This is a genomic window from Ruegeria sp. CRTD044 (assembly GCF_059613485.1).
Genome location: NZ_JBXWSP010000011.1, coordinates 133,529 through 148,342 on the forward strand (window position 1 = coordinate 133,529; position 14,814 = coordinate 148,342).

The following is a 14,814-nucleotide window of genomic DNA, read 5'->3' on the forward strand; positions in this document are numbered from 1 at the left end:
CTTTGCAGAAGGAAGGAGCCGGGACATGATCCTGTGCTGTGGCGAGGCCCTGATCGACATGATCGCAGAGCCGACGGTTTCGGGCGCGCAAGGTTTCGTGCCGCATTCGGGCGGGGCGGTGTTCAATACCGCCATCGCCCTGGGCCGGCTGGATGCGCCTGCCGGAATGCTGACCGGGCTGTCGAGCGACATGTTCGGCCAGCAACTGTCTCAGGCCCTGAAAGACAGTCATGTGGATGGCTCGCAGGTTGTTCTTTCGGACCGTCCGACCACGCTGGCCTTCGTGCAACTGCAGGACGGGCACGCCACCTATTCCTTCGTCGATGAAAACTCGGCCGGGCGGATGCTGCGCCCCGAAGACATGCCGGACCAGTTGACCGCGACCTCGGCGCTGTATTTCGGCGGCATCAGCCTGGCCTGCGAGCCCTGCGCCGATGCCTATGCCGCCCTGCTGGACCGCCACGGCGCCGAGCGCGCGGTGATGATCGACCCCAACATCCGCCCCGGCTTCATCCAGGACCAGACCCGCTATCGCACCCGGCTGAACCGGATGATTGCGCAGGCCGACATCGTCAAGGTCTCGGACGAGGATCTGGACTGGATCGTCCCCGGCCCTGAATCGCTGGAAGAAAAGGTGCCGCTGCTGCTGCAGGCCGGTCCCGCCGTGGTGATCGTCACGCGCGGCAGCCAGGGCGCGACCGGGTATCTGGCCGATGGCCGCACGATTTCGGTGCCCGTCACGCCGGTTCAGGTGGTCGATACGGTGGGTGCGGGCGACACGTTCAACGCCGGGGTGTTGGCGCAAATGCACCGCGACGGGCTGCTGACCAAACAGGCGCTCCGTGCGATCTCGCCCGACGACCTGCGCACCGCGCTGGAACTGGGCGGCAAGGTCGCCGCCGTCACCGTATCCCGCGCCGGGGCCAACCCGCCCTGGGCGCACGAGCTGTAATTCATCGAAAGCACCGATATGAAACGATCCGAGATCAACCGCATCAAGGCCGAGGCGCAGGCCTTCATCAATTCGTTCGGCTTTGCCCTGCCGCCCTTTGCCGACTGGACGCCCGAGCAGATGCGCAGCCCGCAGGCCGCCGGCATCCGCGCCCGTGGTCTTGGCTGGGACATCACCGATTACGGCCAGGGCAAGTTCGACGAGCTGGGCCTGTTCCTGTTCACCCTGCGCAATGGCGACGAAAAGGATCTGAGCGCGGGCCGGGGTATGCTCTATGCCGAGAAGCTGCTGATTTCGCGTGACAAACAGCTGTCGCCGATGCATCGCCACATCGTCAAGGCCGAGGACATCATCAACCGCGGCGGCGGCGATCTGGTGATGGAGATCTACGCCTCGGCCCCCGATGGCAGCATCGACCGCGATACCCCCGTCACCGTACCCAGCGACGCCTGCCCGGTGACCATCCAGCCCGGCGAGCATCTGCGCCTGAAACCGGGCGAAAGCGTCACGCTGATGCCCGGCATCTGGCATGCCTTCTGGGCGGAAAAGGGCGATTGTCTGATCGGTGAGGTCTCGACCGTCAATGACGACCGCACCGACAACGTGTTCGAGAAGCCGATCCCGCGCTTTGCCACGATCGAAGAAGATACCGCGCCCGAATTCCTGCTGGTCGCCGATTACTGAGCGCGCGGGGCCGGACCAAAGGGCGGGTCCGAGGCCAGTGTCAACGCGACCCGGCCCGGGCTTGCGGCCTGGGCCAGCCGGTCGCGGACGGCCTCGAAGGCTTCGATCGTCACGGGTTCGGCGGGTTTCAGATAGACAAGGTGGAACAGTGCCCGCCCGCTGCGCACCGTCGCCACGTCCAGCACCTGAAACGGGCTGTCGGCACAGATCCGGCGGGCCTGCGCAATGATCTCGGCCCGGGCATCGGCCGGCAGCGCCACACCCACGATATCGCGCAGCGCGCCCAGAAACACCTTGATCGGCTGCGGCAGCAGCGCCAGGCACAGCAGCAACACCACAAGCGCATCCGACACCGGAATCAGACCGGCGAGCGGCCCGCCCTCAAGCAGGTTGATCGCGAAAAACGCCGCCCCGGCCCCAAGGCTCAGCACCCCGTCGACCATCGCGGCCCGGGACTCGACCCGCAGCAGATCGCTGGTCTTTCCCGTGCGGCGCCAGTTCCAGCGGTGATAGGCTAACAGCGCCAGGCAGATTGTCGCCATCGACCCGGCGTAGATCAGGATCCATTCCAGAACCACCGGCGCGGCTTCGCCCGTCTTGGCATAAGCCAGCAGACGGTTCACCGCCGAACCAGCCGCCATCAGGATGATCCCGAACAGCAGCAGGCTGCGGAACATCACGAAGACGGATTCGTCGATCTCGTATCCGAAGGGGCGGTTCTGGTCCGGGGCCCGTCGGATCGAGGCGGCGACCCATCCCGCCACCACAGCTGTTGCGAAATTGAGCCCCGAGAACAGCCCGTCCAGCAACAGCGCATCGGAGTTTGCCAGCAACCCGGCCACAACCCCGGCACCCGCCATGAACAGGCTGGCCCATTTTGCCGCGTTCAGCGACCGGCGTTCAAAGATCAATGTGTCCTGCATCGGCTCAGCTTTTCCGGTTGATGAGGCTGGCGGTCATTTATGTCCGACGGGCCAAGGCGCAAGCCCCGCGCTCATGCCCGTCCGCGTATCATGTCGGCAGCCTTCTCCGCGATCATGATCACGGGCGAGGCGGTATTGCCCGAGACGATCTTAGGCATCACCGAGGCATCGACCACCCGCAGCCCCTCCAGACCCCGAACGCGCAATTGTGGATCGACCACCGCGGCGTCGTCGCTTCCCATGCGGCAGGTGCCGACCGGGTGAAAGATCGTGGTGGCGATGTCGCCCACCGCATCCAGCAGGCCCTGTTGGTCGTTGATCTCGGGGCCGGGCAGAACCTCTTGCGGGTGGTAGGGTGCCAACGCCCGCGCCGCCATCACCTGCCGGGCCTGCTGCACGGATTTGACGGCTACCTGCCGGTCACGCTCGGCCGAGAGGTAATTCAACCTGATCTCGGGCTGGGCCGTCGGATCGGGCGTGGTGATATGGCAGTGCCCCCGGCTTTCGGGTCGCAGATTGCAGACCGAGACGGTGATCGCGGGGAACGGATGCAGCGGGTCGCCCAGCCGGTCGGTCGACAGTGGCTGCACGTGATACTCCAGATCCGGCGTGGCCAGCATCGGGTCGGATTTGGTGAACATGCCGAACTGGCTGGGCGCCATCGCCATCGGGCCCGACCGGGTCAGGGCGTACTGCGCCGCGATGCGCGCCTTGCCCCACAGGCTGTTGGCCATGGTGTTCAGGGTTTTGGCGTTTTGCACCTTGAACACGGTTCGGATCTGCAGGTGGTCCTGCAGGTTCGCCCCCACGCCCGCGCTTTCATGCTGAACCGCGATTCCGTGCGCCACCAGCACCTGAGGGTCGCCGATCCCCGACAGTTCCAGCAGCTTGGGCGAGTTGATCGACCCCGCCGCCAGCAGAACCTCGGCCCCGGCCACAGCGCGGTATTCGGTGCCCCCCCGCGCAAAGCGTACGCCGCGCACGGTCTTGCCCTCGAGGATCAGGCCCAGCGTCTCGGCCTCGGTCAGGACCCGCAGGTTGGGCCGTTTCATCGCGGGCCGCAGAAATCCCTTGGCCGTGTTCCAGCGCACGCCGTTCTTCTGATTGACCTCGAAAAACCCCGAGCCCTCGTTGTTGCCGTCATTGAAATCGGCGCGCGGCTGGATGCCGATCTCGCGCGCTCCGTCCTGCACGGCTTTCAGGATCTCCCAGCTCAGCCGCTGTTTCTGAACCTTCCACTCGCCGCCGGAACTGTGCATTTCGCTGTCGCCGGCGTGGTGATCTTCGGATCTCAGAAAATAGGGCAGCACGTCGTCCCAGCCCCAGCCCGCATTGCCCAGCTGCCGCCAATGGTCATAGTCGGCCGCCTGCCCGCGCATGTAGATCATCCCGTTGACCGAGCTGCACCCGCCCAGCACCTTGCCGCGCGGATAAACCAGCGACCGCCCGTTCAGCCCAGGCTCGGGCGCGGTTTTCATCATCCAGTCGGTGCGCGGATTGCCGATGCAGTACAGATACCCCACCGGGATGTGGACCCAATGGTAATTGTCCGACTTGCCCGCCTCGAGCAGCAGAACCCGTGTCCTGGAATCCTCGGTCAGCCGGTTGGCCAGCACGCAGCCCGCGGTACCCGCGCCTATGATGATATAGTCGTATTCGCCCTCGAGCCGGGTGGTTTCAGATGTGGCGGAATTCATTCTCGGTCTGCTCTGTGCATTGTTCCTGCTCCTGCGGAGCGCAGCTTAGCAGCTGTTGCGGGCAATGCACGGGCTCGATGTCGCATTCCGCAACAGTATTTCGCAATCCTGCAGGTCGCGCCCACGGTCGGTGGTCAGACTGGTGTCAAAGGAGGCCCAGAATGACCCAGACCGCCACCCGTGTCCGAACCGGAGGCCGCGCCGCCCGCCGCGCCCTGCGCACCGCGCCCTGCTTTGACATGTTGCCGGGTCTGACCCGCAACATCCCGCTGTGCGAGGTGATGGACGGATCACAGGTCGAGCGGATCGACGCGGCCTCGATGGACATCCTCGAAAACGTGGGCGTGCAGTTCCGCGACCCGATCGCGCTGGTCGACTGGAAGGCGGCTGGAGCCAAAGTTGACGGCGAGCGGGTGTATCTTGATCGCGGGCTGGTCCGCGAATTGATCGCGACGATCCCCTCGGATTTCACCTATCACGCCCGTGACCCGCGCAAGAATGTGCGCCTGGGCGGGCCGCACGCGATCTTCGTGCCGATGACCGGCGCGCCGTTTCTGCGCGATCTCGACGACGTACGCCGCAACCCGACACTGGACGATCTGGCGATGTTCCACAAGCTCAGCCACATGCTGCCGGCGCTGCATTCCAGCGCCCATCACATCGTGGAACCCTATGATCACCCGATCAGCCAGCGCCACCTGCGCATCACCTATTCGTCGATGAAATATTCCGACAAGACCTTCATGGGCATGACCACCTCGCCCAGAAACGCCGAAGACGTGATGGAGATGTGCGCGATCCTGTTCGGCGCAGAGTTCATGGAGAATCACCCCGTCACCACCGGCAATTGCAACGGCAACTCACCGCTGGTCTGGGACGAGACCATGCTGGGGGCGATGCGCGCCTTCTGCCACCGCAATCAGCCGGTGCTGTGCTCGCCCTTCGTACTGGGCGGGGCCAACACGCCGGCCAGCGTGCCGGCGACGGTCGCGCAGCTCAACGCCGAGGCGCTGAGCGCGCTGGCCTACACGCAGGTGATCCGGCGCGGCTGTCCCGCGATCTACGGGCACTACCTGTCGACCGTCAGCATGAAATCCGGCGCGCCGATGGCGGGCACGCCCGAGATCAGCCTGATGAACTTCATGATCGGCCAGATGGCGCGACACTACGGCGTGCCCTGGCGCAGCTCGAACACGCTGGGCGGGGCCAAGACGTTCGATGCGCAGGCGGGCTACGAATCCGCCACCACGCTGTCGGCGGTGATCCATGCGGGGGCAAACTATATCTGGCATTCGGCGGGCTGGAACGAGGCCGGGATGCATTGTTCGACCGCCAAATTCGTTGTCGATGCCGAGCAATGCGCCATGGCCTACCGCATGGCCGAGGGCCCGAAATGGCACGACTTCGACGAGGCAGTTGCCGCCGTATCCGATATCGGCCCCGGAGGGCACTACCTGGGCCATCCGCACACACAGGACAATTTCCAGGAGGCGTTCTTCATGCCCGAACTGTTCGACAACAACTCGATCGAACAATGGGTGGCCGAGGGCGAGGTCGAGATCACCGAGCGCGCCCTGAACCACGCCCGCAAGCTGCTGGCCGAGTATCAAGAGCCCCGAATGGACCCGGCCACCGACGAGGCGCTGCGAGATTACATCGCCCGGCGCGAGCGGGAAATTCCCGCCGCCGACGAATTGAACCAGCACTATTAGGAACACTCCACTTGCCCGCCTGCCTATCAGGCGGGCCTTTTTCATTCGTCGCGCGCGCGCCATTCCTTCCAGCGCAGCACCATGTTGGCACCGATTTCGGACAACGGTCGGGGCGGCAGGCGTCTGGGCCGGTCCTCGGCACCGAAATGATCGCTGATCCCGGACCGCACGCCACAGGCCATTTCGGCCGCGGCGATCCCGGTCAGGGTGCCGCGCGCGGTGCCCAACCCGTTCTGGACGCAGGCGGAAAACACGCCGGTCTCGACCTCGCGGGTGACCGAGACGCCGTTCAGGCTCAGGCATAGATGGCCGGCCCATTCGTACTCCATCGCGATGCCGCGCAACTGCGGAAAGCGCCGGTCGAACTTGCGTCGCATCACCGCAACTGTGCGCCGCAGGTCCGATGCCCGCGCCTCCATGCCCGGACGCAGCACCGCACAGGTGCGGGTAATGATCCGGTTGCCGCCCTGCCCGGTGTCGATCCGGCGCATGGTGGTGCCCATCGGATCGGACGGGGTCACGCCCCAGCGCGGCTGGCCACCCAGCCGGGCCAGCGCATCGGCCTCCAGTTCTCGCGTCATCGCCGCGAACAGAAACAGCTGCATCAGCCGGCCACGTTCGACACCGAAACTTTCCAGATGACCGTTCACCGACAGGATCAGCCGGCCGGTCGAGACCTGCCCGCGCGCGATCTGCACACGCCAGCCCGCCCCGTCGCGCTGAAATGCGTTGACCGCACTGTGTTCATAAATCTGCACCCCATCGGCCGCCAAACCCGCCGCCAAACCGCGCACATAGCCCGCCGGCTGCAGCATGACCGTGCCCGGCGTATACAGCCCCGAGACATAGTGCCCGGACCCGGTAAGTTCCTGCATCTGCTGCGGGTCCAGCATCTCGAACCGCTCGCCGAGGCTGTCCAGATGACGGGCATAGCTTTGGTTGTGCGCATGTCCCGCCGGGCTGGCCGCGCCGTTCACCTTGCCCGTCGGACCGAAATAGTTGGGGTCGATGCCGTATTCCTCGACCGCTGCGCGGGCAAAGGCGATGGCCTGCCGGTTCAGCCCGATCATCGCCCGGTCATCGCCCGCCCCAGCATAGTCGTCCGAGGCTAGGTCATGCGGCAGATCGATCATGAAGCCCGAGTTGCGCCCCGCCGCGCCTTCCGCCACGCGCCCAGCTTCAAGCACCACGATCCGCGCATCGGGCACCAGCTGCCGCAGACGCCGCGCCGCAGACAGCCCGGCAAAACCGGCGCCCACGATGGTGAAATCTGCGGTGATATTGCCCGAAAGCTGCCGCGCGGGAGTTTGCGGGCCCAGCAGGGCATTCCACGCAGCTGGACCGCGCTGCACCGGCAGGCGGCAAGCGGTGAACCGCGTCAATCCACCGCCTCGTCGGCATCATCCGACAGGTCGATCCACAGCGTCTTCAGCTGCGTGTACTGGTCATGCGCGTGCAGCCCGTTGTCCCGCCCGCCAAAACCAGACTGCTTGTAGCCGCCAAACGGGGTCGAGATGTCGCCCTCGCCAAAGCTGTTCACCGTCACGGTTCCGGCCCGGATCGCGCGGGCGCCGCGCAGGGCGCGCTTGGCGTTGGCCGTAAACAGCGATGCGCACAGCCCATATGGCGTGTCATTGGCCATCGCGATGGCCTCGTCGAACCCCGCGACCTCGATCACCGACAGAACGGGCCCAAAGATTTCCTCACGCGCCAGCGGCGCGTCATTGTCCGGAAGCTCGACCACGGTTGCCTCGACGAACCCGTTTTCGGCCTTGCCGCCCAGAAGGACTGAAGGCGCCTTGTCCAGATAACCGCAGACCTTGTTGAAATGGTCTTTGCTGACCAGCGCGCCCAGACGGGTTGCAGGGTCCAGCGGGTCGACCACAGTCCACTGGCGGGTGTGGTGGGCGATGCGCTCCAGCAGGTCAGCCTTGACCGCGCGGTGCACGATCAGGCGCGACGTGGCCGAGCAATTCTCGCCCATGTTCCAGAACGCCCCGTTCACCACATGGGCGGCAACCCGGTCGAGGTTCTCGGCATCCTCCATCACGATGGCCGGGTTCTTGCCGCCCATTTCCAGCACCACCTCCTTGGCGTTGCTTTCGGCCGCATAGGACAGGAATTTCTTGCCCGTCACGGTCGAGCCGGTGAAGGACACCATGTCGATATCCATGTGCCGCCCGATGGGTTCACCCACTTCGCCGCCGCCACCCGGAACCACGTTCAGAACCCCGCGCGGCAGCCCGGCCTCGGCCGACAGTTCGGCCAGACGCAGCGCGGTCAGCGGTGTTTCCATCGCCGGCTTGACCACCACCGAGCACCCGGCCGCCAGCGCCGGGCCGATCTTCCAGGCCAGCATCAGCAGGGGGAAGTTCCACGGCAGCACCAACCCCACCACCCCGATCGGTTCGCGCAGGATCATCGCGATGTGGTCGTCGCTGGCAGGCGCGACTTGATCGTAAATCTTGTCAACCGCCTCGGCGTGCCATTTCAGGCAGTGGATGGCCTCGGGGATATCCACGGTTTCGCAGTCAAAGATGGTCTTGCCGCTGTCGATGCTTTCCATCACCGCCAGTTCGCGGGCATTGCGGGTCATCAGCTTGGCCAGACGAATCAACACATCCTTGCGCGCCGACGGGTGCAGGCGCGACCAGCGGCCGTCATCGAAAGCCTCGCGCGCCTTTTCCACGGCCAGGTCCACATCGGCGGCGGCGCAGGCCGCGACCTCGGTCAGCACCGTGCCGGTGGCCGGATTCACCGTGGGAAACACCGCGCCCGAGATCGCCGGACGATAGCAACCGTCGATGAAAGCGCCGTTGGGCAGGTCCAGCCCGGCGGCGATGGATGCGTATTCGTCCCGTGTCAGCATGCCCATGCCTCAGCCCTCCGCCATGATGTCTGTGATCTTGTGTTTCAACACGCGGGTCACCTGTTCCAGCGCGCGCTTGTCATCCTTGTTCAGCCCCTTCAGGGGCGGCCGAACCGCGCCCGCCGGGATGCCGTTCATCGTGACCCCATGCTTGATGGTCTGGATGAACTTGCCGCCCTGTTCGAGCACCCGCATCAACGGCATCAGCGCCGACATGATCCGGCGGCCCTTGGCGAAATCGCCTTGCAACACGCAGGTCTCATACAGCGCCACATGCTCGCGCGGCAGAAAATTCGACCCGCCACAGACCCAGAACGGCGCACCCCAAGCGAAGAATTCCAGCGCCTGATCGTCCATGCCGCAGCCCAGCTGGATATGCGGATAGTCCCGCGCCAGCATGTGCATGCGGTTGATGTCGCCCGAGCTTTCCTTGATGCCGCAGAAATTGCGGCTGCGCCCGACGCGATCGAGGAACTCAGCCCCCATCATCGTGCCGGTGCGGTGCGGATAATTGTACAGCATAACTGGCAAATCGGCCGCCTTGTCGATGGCCAGCGCATTCAGGGCGTTTTCCCGATCCGTCGGCACCGAATAGGGCGGGCTGGCCAGCAGGATGGCATCGGCCCCGATCTGGCGCGCGCCTTGGGCCAACGCGATCGAATCCGGCGTCAACATCGCGCCGGTCCCGACCACCAAAGGCAGCCGACCCTTCAGTCGCTGGTGGGTAAAACGCGCCAGTTCCAGCCTTTCATCGACGGTCTGGGCATAGTTTTCGCCCGTGGACCCGCCCGAGATCAGACCGTGCACGCCGTTTTCGACCAGGTATTCGATCACCTCGGCCAAGGCATCCCAATCAACGCTGAAATCCGCGTGATACGGGGTCACCACCGGGGTGTATATCCCCTGAAATCTGAACACAGGCGTCATCTCAATCCTCTTGCCGGGCACACATGAAGCTTGCGCCCGACACCAAGGCTAAGAAAAATACAAGATGTGCACAATGCAGATTCCCGACATGAACGGCCCAGGATCCGACATGTCGAAGAAAATCGGACGACGATGCGTCGGCCTGAACACCGTCAGCTCAGTGCTTGACCTTCCTGCCAGACCTGGAGCAGCCGTTGGTCGGAGACATGCAGCATATTGGCGCGGGCACCAACCGCCAAACGGCCAAGATCTGATCTGCCGATCAGGTCCGCGGGCAACCGGGTGGCCATGTCGAAAGCAGCTTCCAAAGGCAGTTGTGCGAATGCGATCACGTTTCGAACCGCGTCCAACAGCTCGAGATGCGCACCGGCGAGCGTTCCATCGGCGAGGGTCAACCGGTTGCCGTCGCGCAAGATCTGACGGCCGTTCAGCAGGAAGCCGTCGATATCCGACCCGGCGGTCGCCATCGCGTCGCTGACAAGGAAGACACAGCCCGGCCCTGTTTTGGCCCGGATGGCATTGCGCACTGAAACCGGATGGACGTGAATTCCGTCAGCGATCAGGCCCGCGGACAGCTCGCCAAGCGCCAGCGCCGCGCCTACGACGCCGGGCTCTCGGTTGCCCATCTGGCTCTGAGCATTGAACAAATGTGTGACGCAGCGCGCCCCGGCCTGAACGGCTTTCTGACAGGTTTCAAAACTCGCATCCGTATGGCCCAGCGAGACGACGATCCCCGCTTGGGTCATGGCGTGTATCTGATCATCGGTCACACTTTCCGGCGCCACCGTAACCTTGAGAACCGGCAACTGCGCGGCTGTGTCCAGCAACAAGTCCAGATCAGCCTGCGCCATCGGTCGGATCAGGGCAGCATCATGTGCACCCTTGCGGGTTTGGGACAGGTGCGGGCCTTCCAGATGAAGGCCGACGATGCCAGGAACACCCTCGGTCACGGCCGCAATCGTGGCCGCGATCGCCCGGCGCGTGATCTCAGGCGTATCCGTGATCAGCGTTGGCAAGATCGACGTTGCTCCGATACGCGCATGTGCCTGCGACATCGTGCGGAGAGTGGCCAGATCTGGGGCGTTGTTCAGCATTGCCCCGCCGCCGCCATTGACCTGCAGATCGACGAAGCCCGGGACCAGAAGGCCACCGTCCAGCTGCCACACCCTCGCTGTGCCAGGAGTGTCGGAGACAAGCGTCACGCCCTCGATACGTCCTTCCGCGAACAGAAGAGTATGATCCTGCAGGATACCTGCAGGGGTCAAAATGTCCGCGCCCGCCAGAGCCTGCAATTCGCTGGTCATACGGTTTCCGTCACCTTGTTCAGGTGCCGCGGTGCGTCCGGGTCGATCCCGCGCGAAGCGGCAAATGCCTCGACCATCGCGTAGAAGGAGACGATCAGGCTCAGCGGGTCGGTCAGAGCATGGCCCGTGCGGACATGCGGAATGCGCGTTGCTGCAGTAACCCTGTCCGTGGTCGCAAAGACACGGGCACCCTTGGCGCTGATCGCGTCGGCCACCTCCGCCAACGCAGGCTCCGCCGCATCTGCCGCTGCAAAGCTGAGTACCGGAAAACCGTCCTCGACGATGGACACTGGCCCGTGCAGAACCTCGGCCGAGGAATAGCTTTCAGCGTGCAGCTGGCAGGTCTCCTTGAATTTCAGCGCAGCTTCGTTCGATACGGCCAGTGCCTGGCCCCGGCCAAGTGTGAACAGTGACGGATGAGCACCGATAGCGTCACGCACTTCGGGCCAATCGATCCGGGCCGCCTGATCCAGCTGCTCGGGCAGGTCGCGCAACGCCGCCAGCAGCGCCGCATCCTGCCCCCACTCTGCCAACAGCCACAAGCCGGCCACCGCCGATGTGACGAAGGTCTTGGTTGCCGCAACACTCAGTTCGGGGCCCGCCTGAATATCTATGGTGTGATCGCTGACCTCGGCCAACGGTGAAGCGGCGTCGTTGGTCAACGCTACTGTCAATGCGCCGTCGCGCCGGGCATTGCGAGCCATGGCCACGATGTCAGGGCTTTTGCCGGATTGCGACACCGACAGGCACATCGCCTGACGCATGCGCAGAACCGAGTCGTAGATCGATCCGATCGACGGCCCTACTGAGGCCACCGGCACACCCAACAGGATTTCCGAGGCGTATTTGAGATAGGTACAGACGTGATCGGAGGACCCGCGCGCGACCGTCACGACAAATGTCGGGTCCAGTTCGCGGGCAACCGAGGCGACCGCCTCAATGTCGGTCTGGCCCCGACTCAGAAGCCTCTCTACGGCCACGGGGATTTCATCAATTTCCCGGCGCATCCGGGTGATCTGCTGTTGCATGATGTGTCCTAGCTGTTGGCCAACCGCAATTCGGCGACAAAATCATAGGCGTCGCCGCGATAGATCGACCGAGTGAATTCAACGACCCGCCGATTGGACAGGTATGATGTTCGAACGATGCGCAGCCCGGCCGCACCGGGTTCGACCCCAAGCAAACCCGCGTCGGCGCTGTCCAGATTGATCGCCGATATGCGCTGCAGCGCCCGTACGGGCCGGTTTCCATCCCGCTCCAAGACTTCGTACAGGGAGGCTTCGACCTCCTGCGGGCGCGGCAGAATGTCGATTGGCAGCGAGGCCCGTTCGATCGCCATGGGCCGATCGTTGGCCATACGCAGGCGCGAGATGCGCGCGACCGCTTCGCCCGAGGACAGGGCCAGCGCCACCACCTCCTCGGGCGACGGAGTGTGAACACCGCGCTCGAGCCACTCGCTTGAGGATTCAAGACCGCGTCGGTTCATGTCCTCGGTGAACGAGGTCAGCCGTGACAGGGATTGCTCGACCCGAGGCGTTCCGTCGGCCACAAAACTGCCCGAGCCCTGGCGCTGAATGACGATTCCCCGATCTACCAGATCCTGCATCGCCCGACGCACGGTGACGCGGGAAAGGCCCGTGAGGTTTGCGATCTCGCGTTCGGCCGGGAGCGGTGCACTTTCCGCCAGCAGACCATTCTCGATGCCCTCTTCGATCCGCTTGCGCAGCCGAACGTACCGAGGCCCCACGGCCTGCTGCATCCAGTCACCGGTCCTGAGGAAAGTTTCGATCGTTTCGGCGGTCATGCTGCCCCCAATCTGGCGCGCTCGGCCAGCTGTGCGGCGAGCTGCAGCGCCCCGTCAAGGGCGGTGCCCGCCGGTTCGATCATCGCGCTCTGCACCTCGGCGGAAAGATAGTCGATGTAATGCGATGCCACCCCGCCTACTACACAGACCGGCTCGTCAGCATCGCGACCAAGGGCCTGAAGCCCTGCAGCGACATAGTCGGCGCCCTCGCGCATCAGGGCCACGGCCACCACATCGCCTTTTTGAGCCGCCGCAATGATTTCGGGCGCGAAGTCTGCGATTTCGGCCGGCCGCGCCTGCCCCGCAAATCGCACGATCTGCATCGGGTCATCGTCAAAACGTCTGCGTATGGACCGCGTCAGCGCGCTGTCGGGGATTATTCCGTCCGCTGCAAGCAACACCCGCCGCAGCAACTGCTTTCCCAGCCAATATCCGGACGCATCATCACCGATGAGCGCGCCGTATCCGCCAAGCAACCGGATTTCGCCATCACTTTGCCGGGCCAGGAACGATCCTGTGCCGATCCCGATCAAACATCCATCGACCGGACCCAACGCCCCAACCACGGCCGAGCGACGGTCATCCTCGACTTGCACAATGCGCGATGGCAGGTGCCGTGCGATTTCAGCACCGGTGTCCGCGTCGGTCACGCCAGCCAGCCCTGCGTAGATCGGAATCCCGGTCAAAGCCGCTTCGGGCATCGCAGCACGCTCGGCCAGAGCCCGCAGCCCGGCATTCAGCGTTGAGATAGCCGCCGCACGATCGGAATAGACATTGGCGCTTCCCAGAACCAGATCATGCCGCCCGGTGGGGCCGACCATGGCAAACCGGCAGCGTGTACCGCCACCGTCAATTGCAATGAGATATTGGAGGGACTCATCCATATAGATACCTTTACGATACCTTTTGTCTGAAAAAAAGACCTCTTGTGTGCCGAGATCGTGATTTTTCATGCTTATCGGTCGATATTTCGCGATTTAAAACGAATGGTAGACAAAAGGTATTATATAGGTATTATCTTCGATGCCAAAGGGGAATCACATGACGCCGCACATGCTGCCGCAAACCGAAATGCTGCGCGACGAATCCGAGGGACTGGACCTGCGGCCGGACGCCGAAGTTCTGCGCCTGCTGCTGGATGCGCAGAAAGCCGCACTGAACGGGCTGGATGCATGCCTTCAGGATATCTCAAGAGGTGCGGCATTGATGGCAGAAACCATCCGCACCGGGGGGCGGCTCTATTATGCCGCCGCCGGGTCGTCCGGGCTGATGGGCTTGGCCGATGGGGCGGAGATACCGGGGACATTCGGCCTGTCTCCAGAGTCGATCGCCATCTGCATGGCCGGCGGCATACCGACCGGGGCAGAGATGCCGGGTCACACCGAAGATGACACCCGAACTGCCGAAATCGCAGCCGCCGACCTCCGCCCCACGGACACGGTGATCGCGATATCCGCCAGCGGCACCACGCCTTACCCGTTGACCTTTGCCGGAATTGCAAGGTCCCGCGGCGCCAAAACCATCTGCATTGCCAACAACGCCGACGCTTTGCTGTTCGAGCACGCCGATTGCGCAATTTGCCTGAACACCCCGCCCGAAGTCATTGCCGGATCGACCCGACTGGGCGCCGCAACCGCGCAAAAGGCGGCGCTCAACATGCTCTCGACCCTCATGGGTGTCAGGTTGGGCCATGTGCATGACGGCATGATGGTCAACGTGGTGGCCGACAATGCCAAGCTGCGTCAGCGCGCAGAAGGAATCATCCGGAACATAACCGGCGCCACACCTCAGCACGCCGCTGATGCCCTGAATCGTGCCGAAGGCAACCTGAAGCTTGCCGTACTTTTGGCCGCCGGTGCCGCAACACCGGCGCAGGCCAGTGAACTGCTGACGGCATCGGGCGGCCATCTGCGCCCTGCGTTGGACCAGATTTGAACCAAGA

At 64.1% G+C, this 14,814-nt stretch carries 13 protein-coding genes; 4 read left to right on the forward strand and 9 right to left on the reverse strand.

Translation table 11 applies throughout. The annotated features are described in order from the left end of the window. Positions 1 to 25: 25 nt before the first annotated feature. A complete protein-coding gene (locus tag AC2FNL_RS10645; protein ID WP_496833538.1) occupies positions 26 to 952 on the forward strand; it encodes a carbohydrate kinase family protein in 927 nt (308 codons plus the stop codon). Positions 953 to 970: 18 nt separating this feature from the next. Beyond that, complete coding sequence (locus AC2FNL_RS10650; protein WP_496833540.1) at positions 971 to 1,636, forward strand: D-lyxose/D-mannose family sugar isomerase; 666 nt, start codon at positions 971 to 973, stop codon at positions 1,634 to 1,636. Here the strand turns inward: AC2FNL_RS10650 and AC2FNL_RS10655 are convergent. Both AC2FNL_RS10655 and AC2FNL_RS10660 read right to left on the reverse strand, forming a co-directional pair. After that, complete coding sequence (locus AC2FNL_RS10655; protein ID WP_496833541.1) at positions 1,630 to 2,559, reverse strand: cation efflux transmembrane domain-containing protein; 930 nt, start codon at positions 2,557 to 2,559, stop codon at positions 1,630 to 1,632. The two genes, AC2FNL_RS10650 and AC2FNL_RS10655, sit on opposite strands and share 7 nt — an antisense overlap. Before the next feature lie 71 nt (positions 2,560 to 2,630). Beyond that, positions 2,631 to 4,256: a GMC family oxidoreductase gene (locus AC2FNL_RS10660; protein WP_496833543.1), complete on the reverse strand. Its 1,626-nt coding sequence runs from the start codon at positions 4,254 to 4,256 to the stop codon at positions 2,631 to 2,633. A 161-nt stretch (positions 4,257 to 4,417) separates the two neighbouring features. Here AC2FNL_RS10660 and AC2FNL_RS10665 point away from each other — a divergent pair, with 161 nt between their 5' ends. Next, on the forward strand, positions 4,418 to 5,968 hold the full coding sequence (locus AC2FNL_RS10665) for a trimethylamine methyltransferase family protein (RefSeq protein WP_496833545.1): 1,551 nt from the start codon (positions 4,418 to 4,420) through the stop codon (positions 5,966 to 5,968). 41 nt (positions 5,969 to 6,009) lie between these two features. On the opposite strand, the gene AC2FNL_RS10670 is transcribed toward AC2FNL_RS10665, so the two are convergent. The 7 genes from AC2FNL_RS10670 to AC2FNL_RS10700 form a co-directional block, all read right to left on the reverse strand. Continuing rightward, positions 6,010 to 7,350: an NAD(P)/FAD-dependent oxidoreductase gene (locus AC2FNL_RS10670; protein WP_496833546.1), complete on the reverse strand. Its 1,341-nt coding sequence runs from the start codon at positions 7,348 to 7,350 to the stop codon at positions 6,010 to 6,012. Beyond that, a complete protein-coding gene (locus AC2FNL_RS10675; protein ID WP_496833547.1) occupies positions 7,347 to 8,843 on the reverse strand; it encodes an aldehyde dehydrogenase family protein in 1,497 nt (498 codons plus the stop codon). The genes AC2FNL_RS10670 and AC2FNL_RS10675 overlap by 4 nt, the downstream gene beginning before the upstream one ends. A 3-nt stretch (positions 8,844 to 8,846) precedes the next feature. Beyond that, on the reverse strand, positions 8,847 to 9,764 hold the full coding sequence (locus AC2FNL_RS10680; protein ID WP_496833549.1) for a dihydrodipicolinate synthase family protein: 918 nt from the start codon (positions 9,762 to 9,764) through the stop codon (positions 8,847 to 8,849). Between the two features lie 152 nt (positions 9,765 to 9,916). Then, positions 9,917 to 11,068, reverse strand: a complete 1,152-nt coding sequence (gene nagA, locus AC2FNL_RS10685; protein WP_496833550.1) for an N-acetylglucosamine-6-phosphate deacetylase — start codon at positions 11,066 to 11,068, stop codon at positions 9,917 to 9,919. Beyond that, on the reverse strand, positions 11,065 to 12,096 hold the full coding sequence (locus AC2FNL_RS10690; RefSeq protein WP_093963177.1) for an SIS domain-containing protein: 1,032 nt from the start codon (positions 12,094 to 12,096) through the stop codon (positions 11,065 to 11,067). The genes nagA and AC2FNL_RS10690 overlap by 4 nt, the downstream gene beginning before the upstream one ends. Before the next feature lie 8 nt (positions 12,097 to 12,104). Next, positions 12,105 to 12,872, reverse strand: a complete 768-nt coding sequence (locus AC2FNL_RS10695) for a GntR family transcriptional regulator (RefSeq protein ID WP_496833551.1) — start codon at positions 12,870 to 12,872, stop codon at positions 12,105 to 12,107. Then, positions 12,869 to 13,825 (reverse strand): glucosamine kinase nucleotide-binding domain-containing protein, encoded by a 957-nt coding sequence (locus tag AC2FNL_RS10700; protein WP_496833553.1) that lies wholly within the window; start codon positions 13,823 to 13,825, stop codon positions 12,869 to 12,871. Before AC2FNL_RS10700 ends, AC2FNL_RS10695 begins: the two co-directional genes overlap by 4 nt. Before the next feature lie 88 nt (positions 13,826 to 13,913). On the opposite strand from AC2FNL_RS10700, the gene AC2FNL_RS10705 reads away from it, so the two are divergent. Next, positions 13,914 to 14,807 (forward strand): N-acetylmuramic acid 6-phosphate etherase, encoded by an 894-nt coding sequence (locus AC2FNL_RS10705; protein WP_254920163.1) that lies wholly within the window; start codon positions 13,914 to 13,916, stop codon positions 14,805 to 14,807. The last annotated feature ends 7 nt before the right edge of the window (positions 14,808 to 14,814 follow it).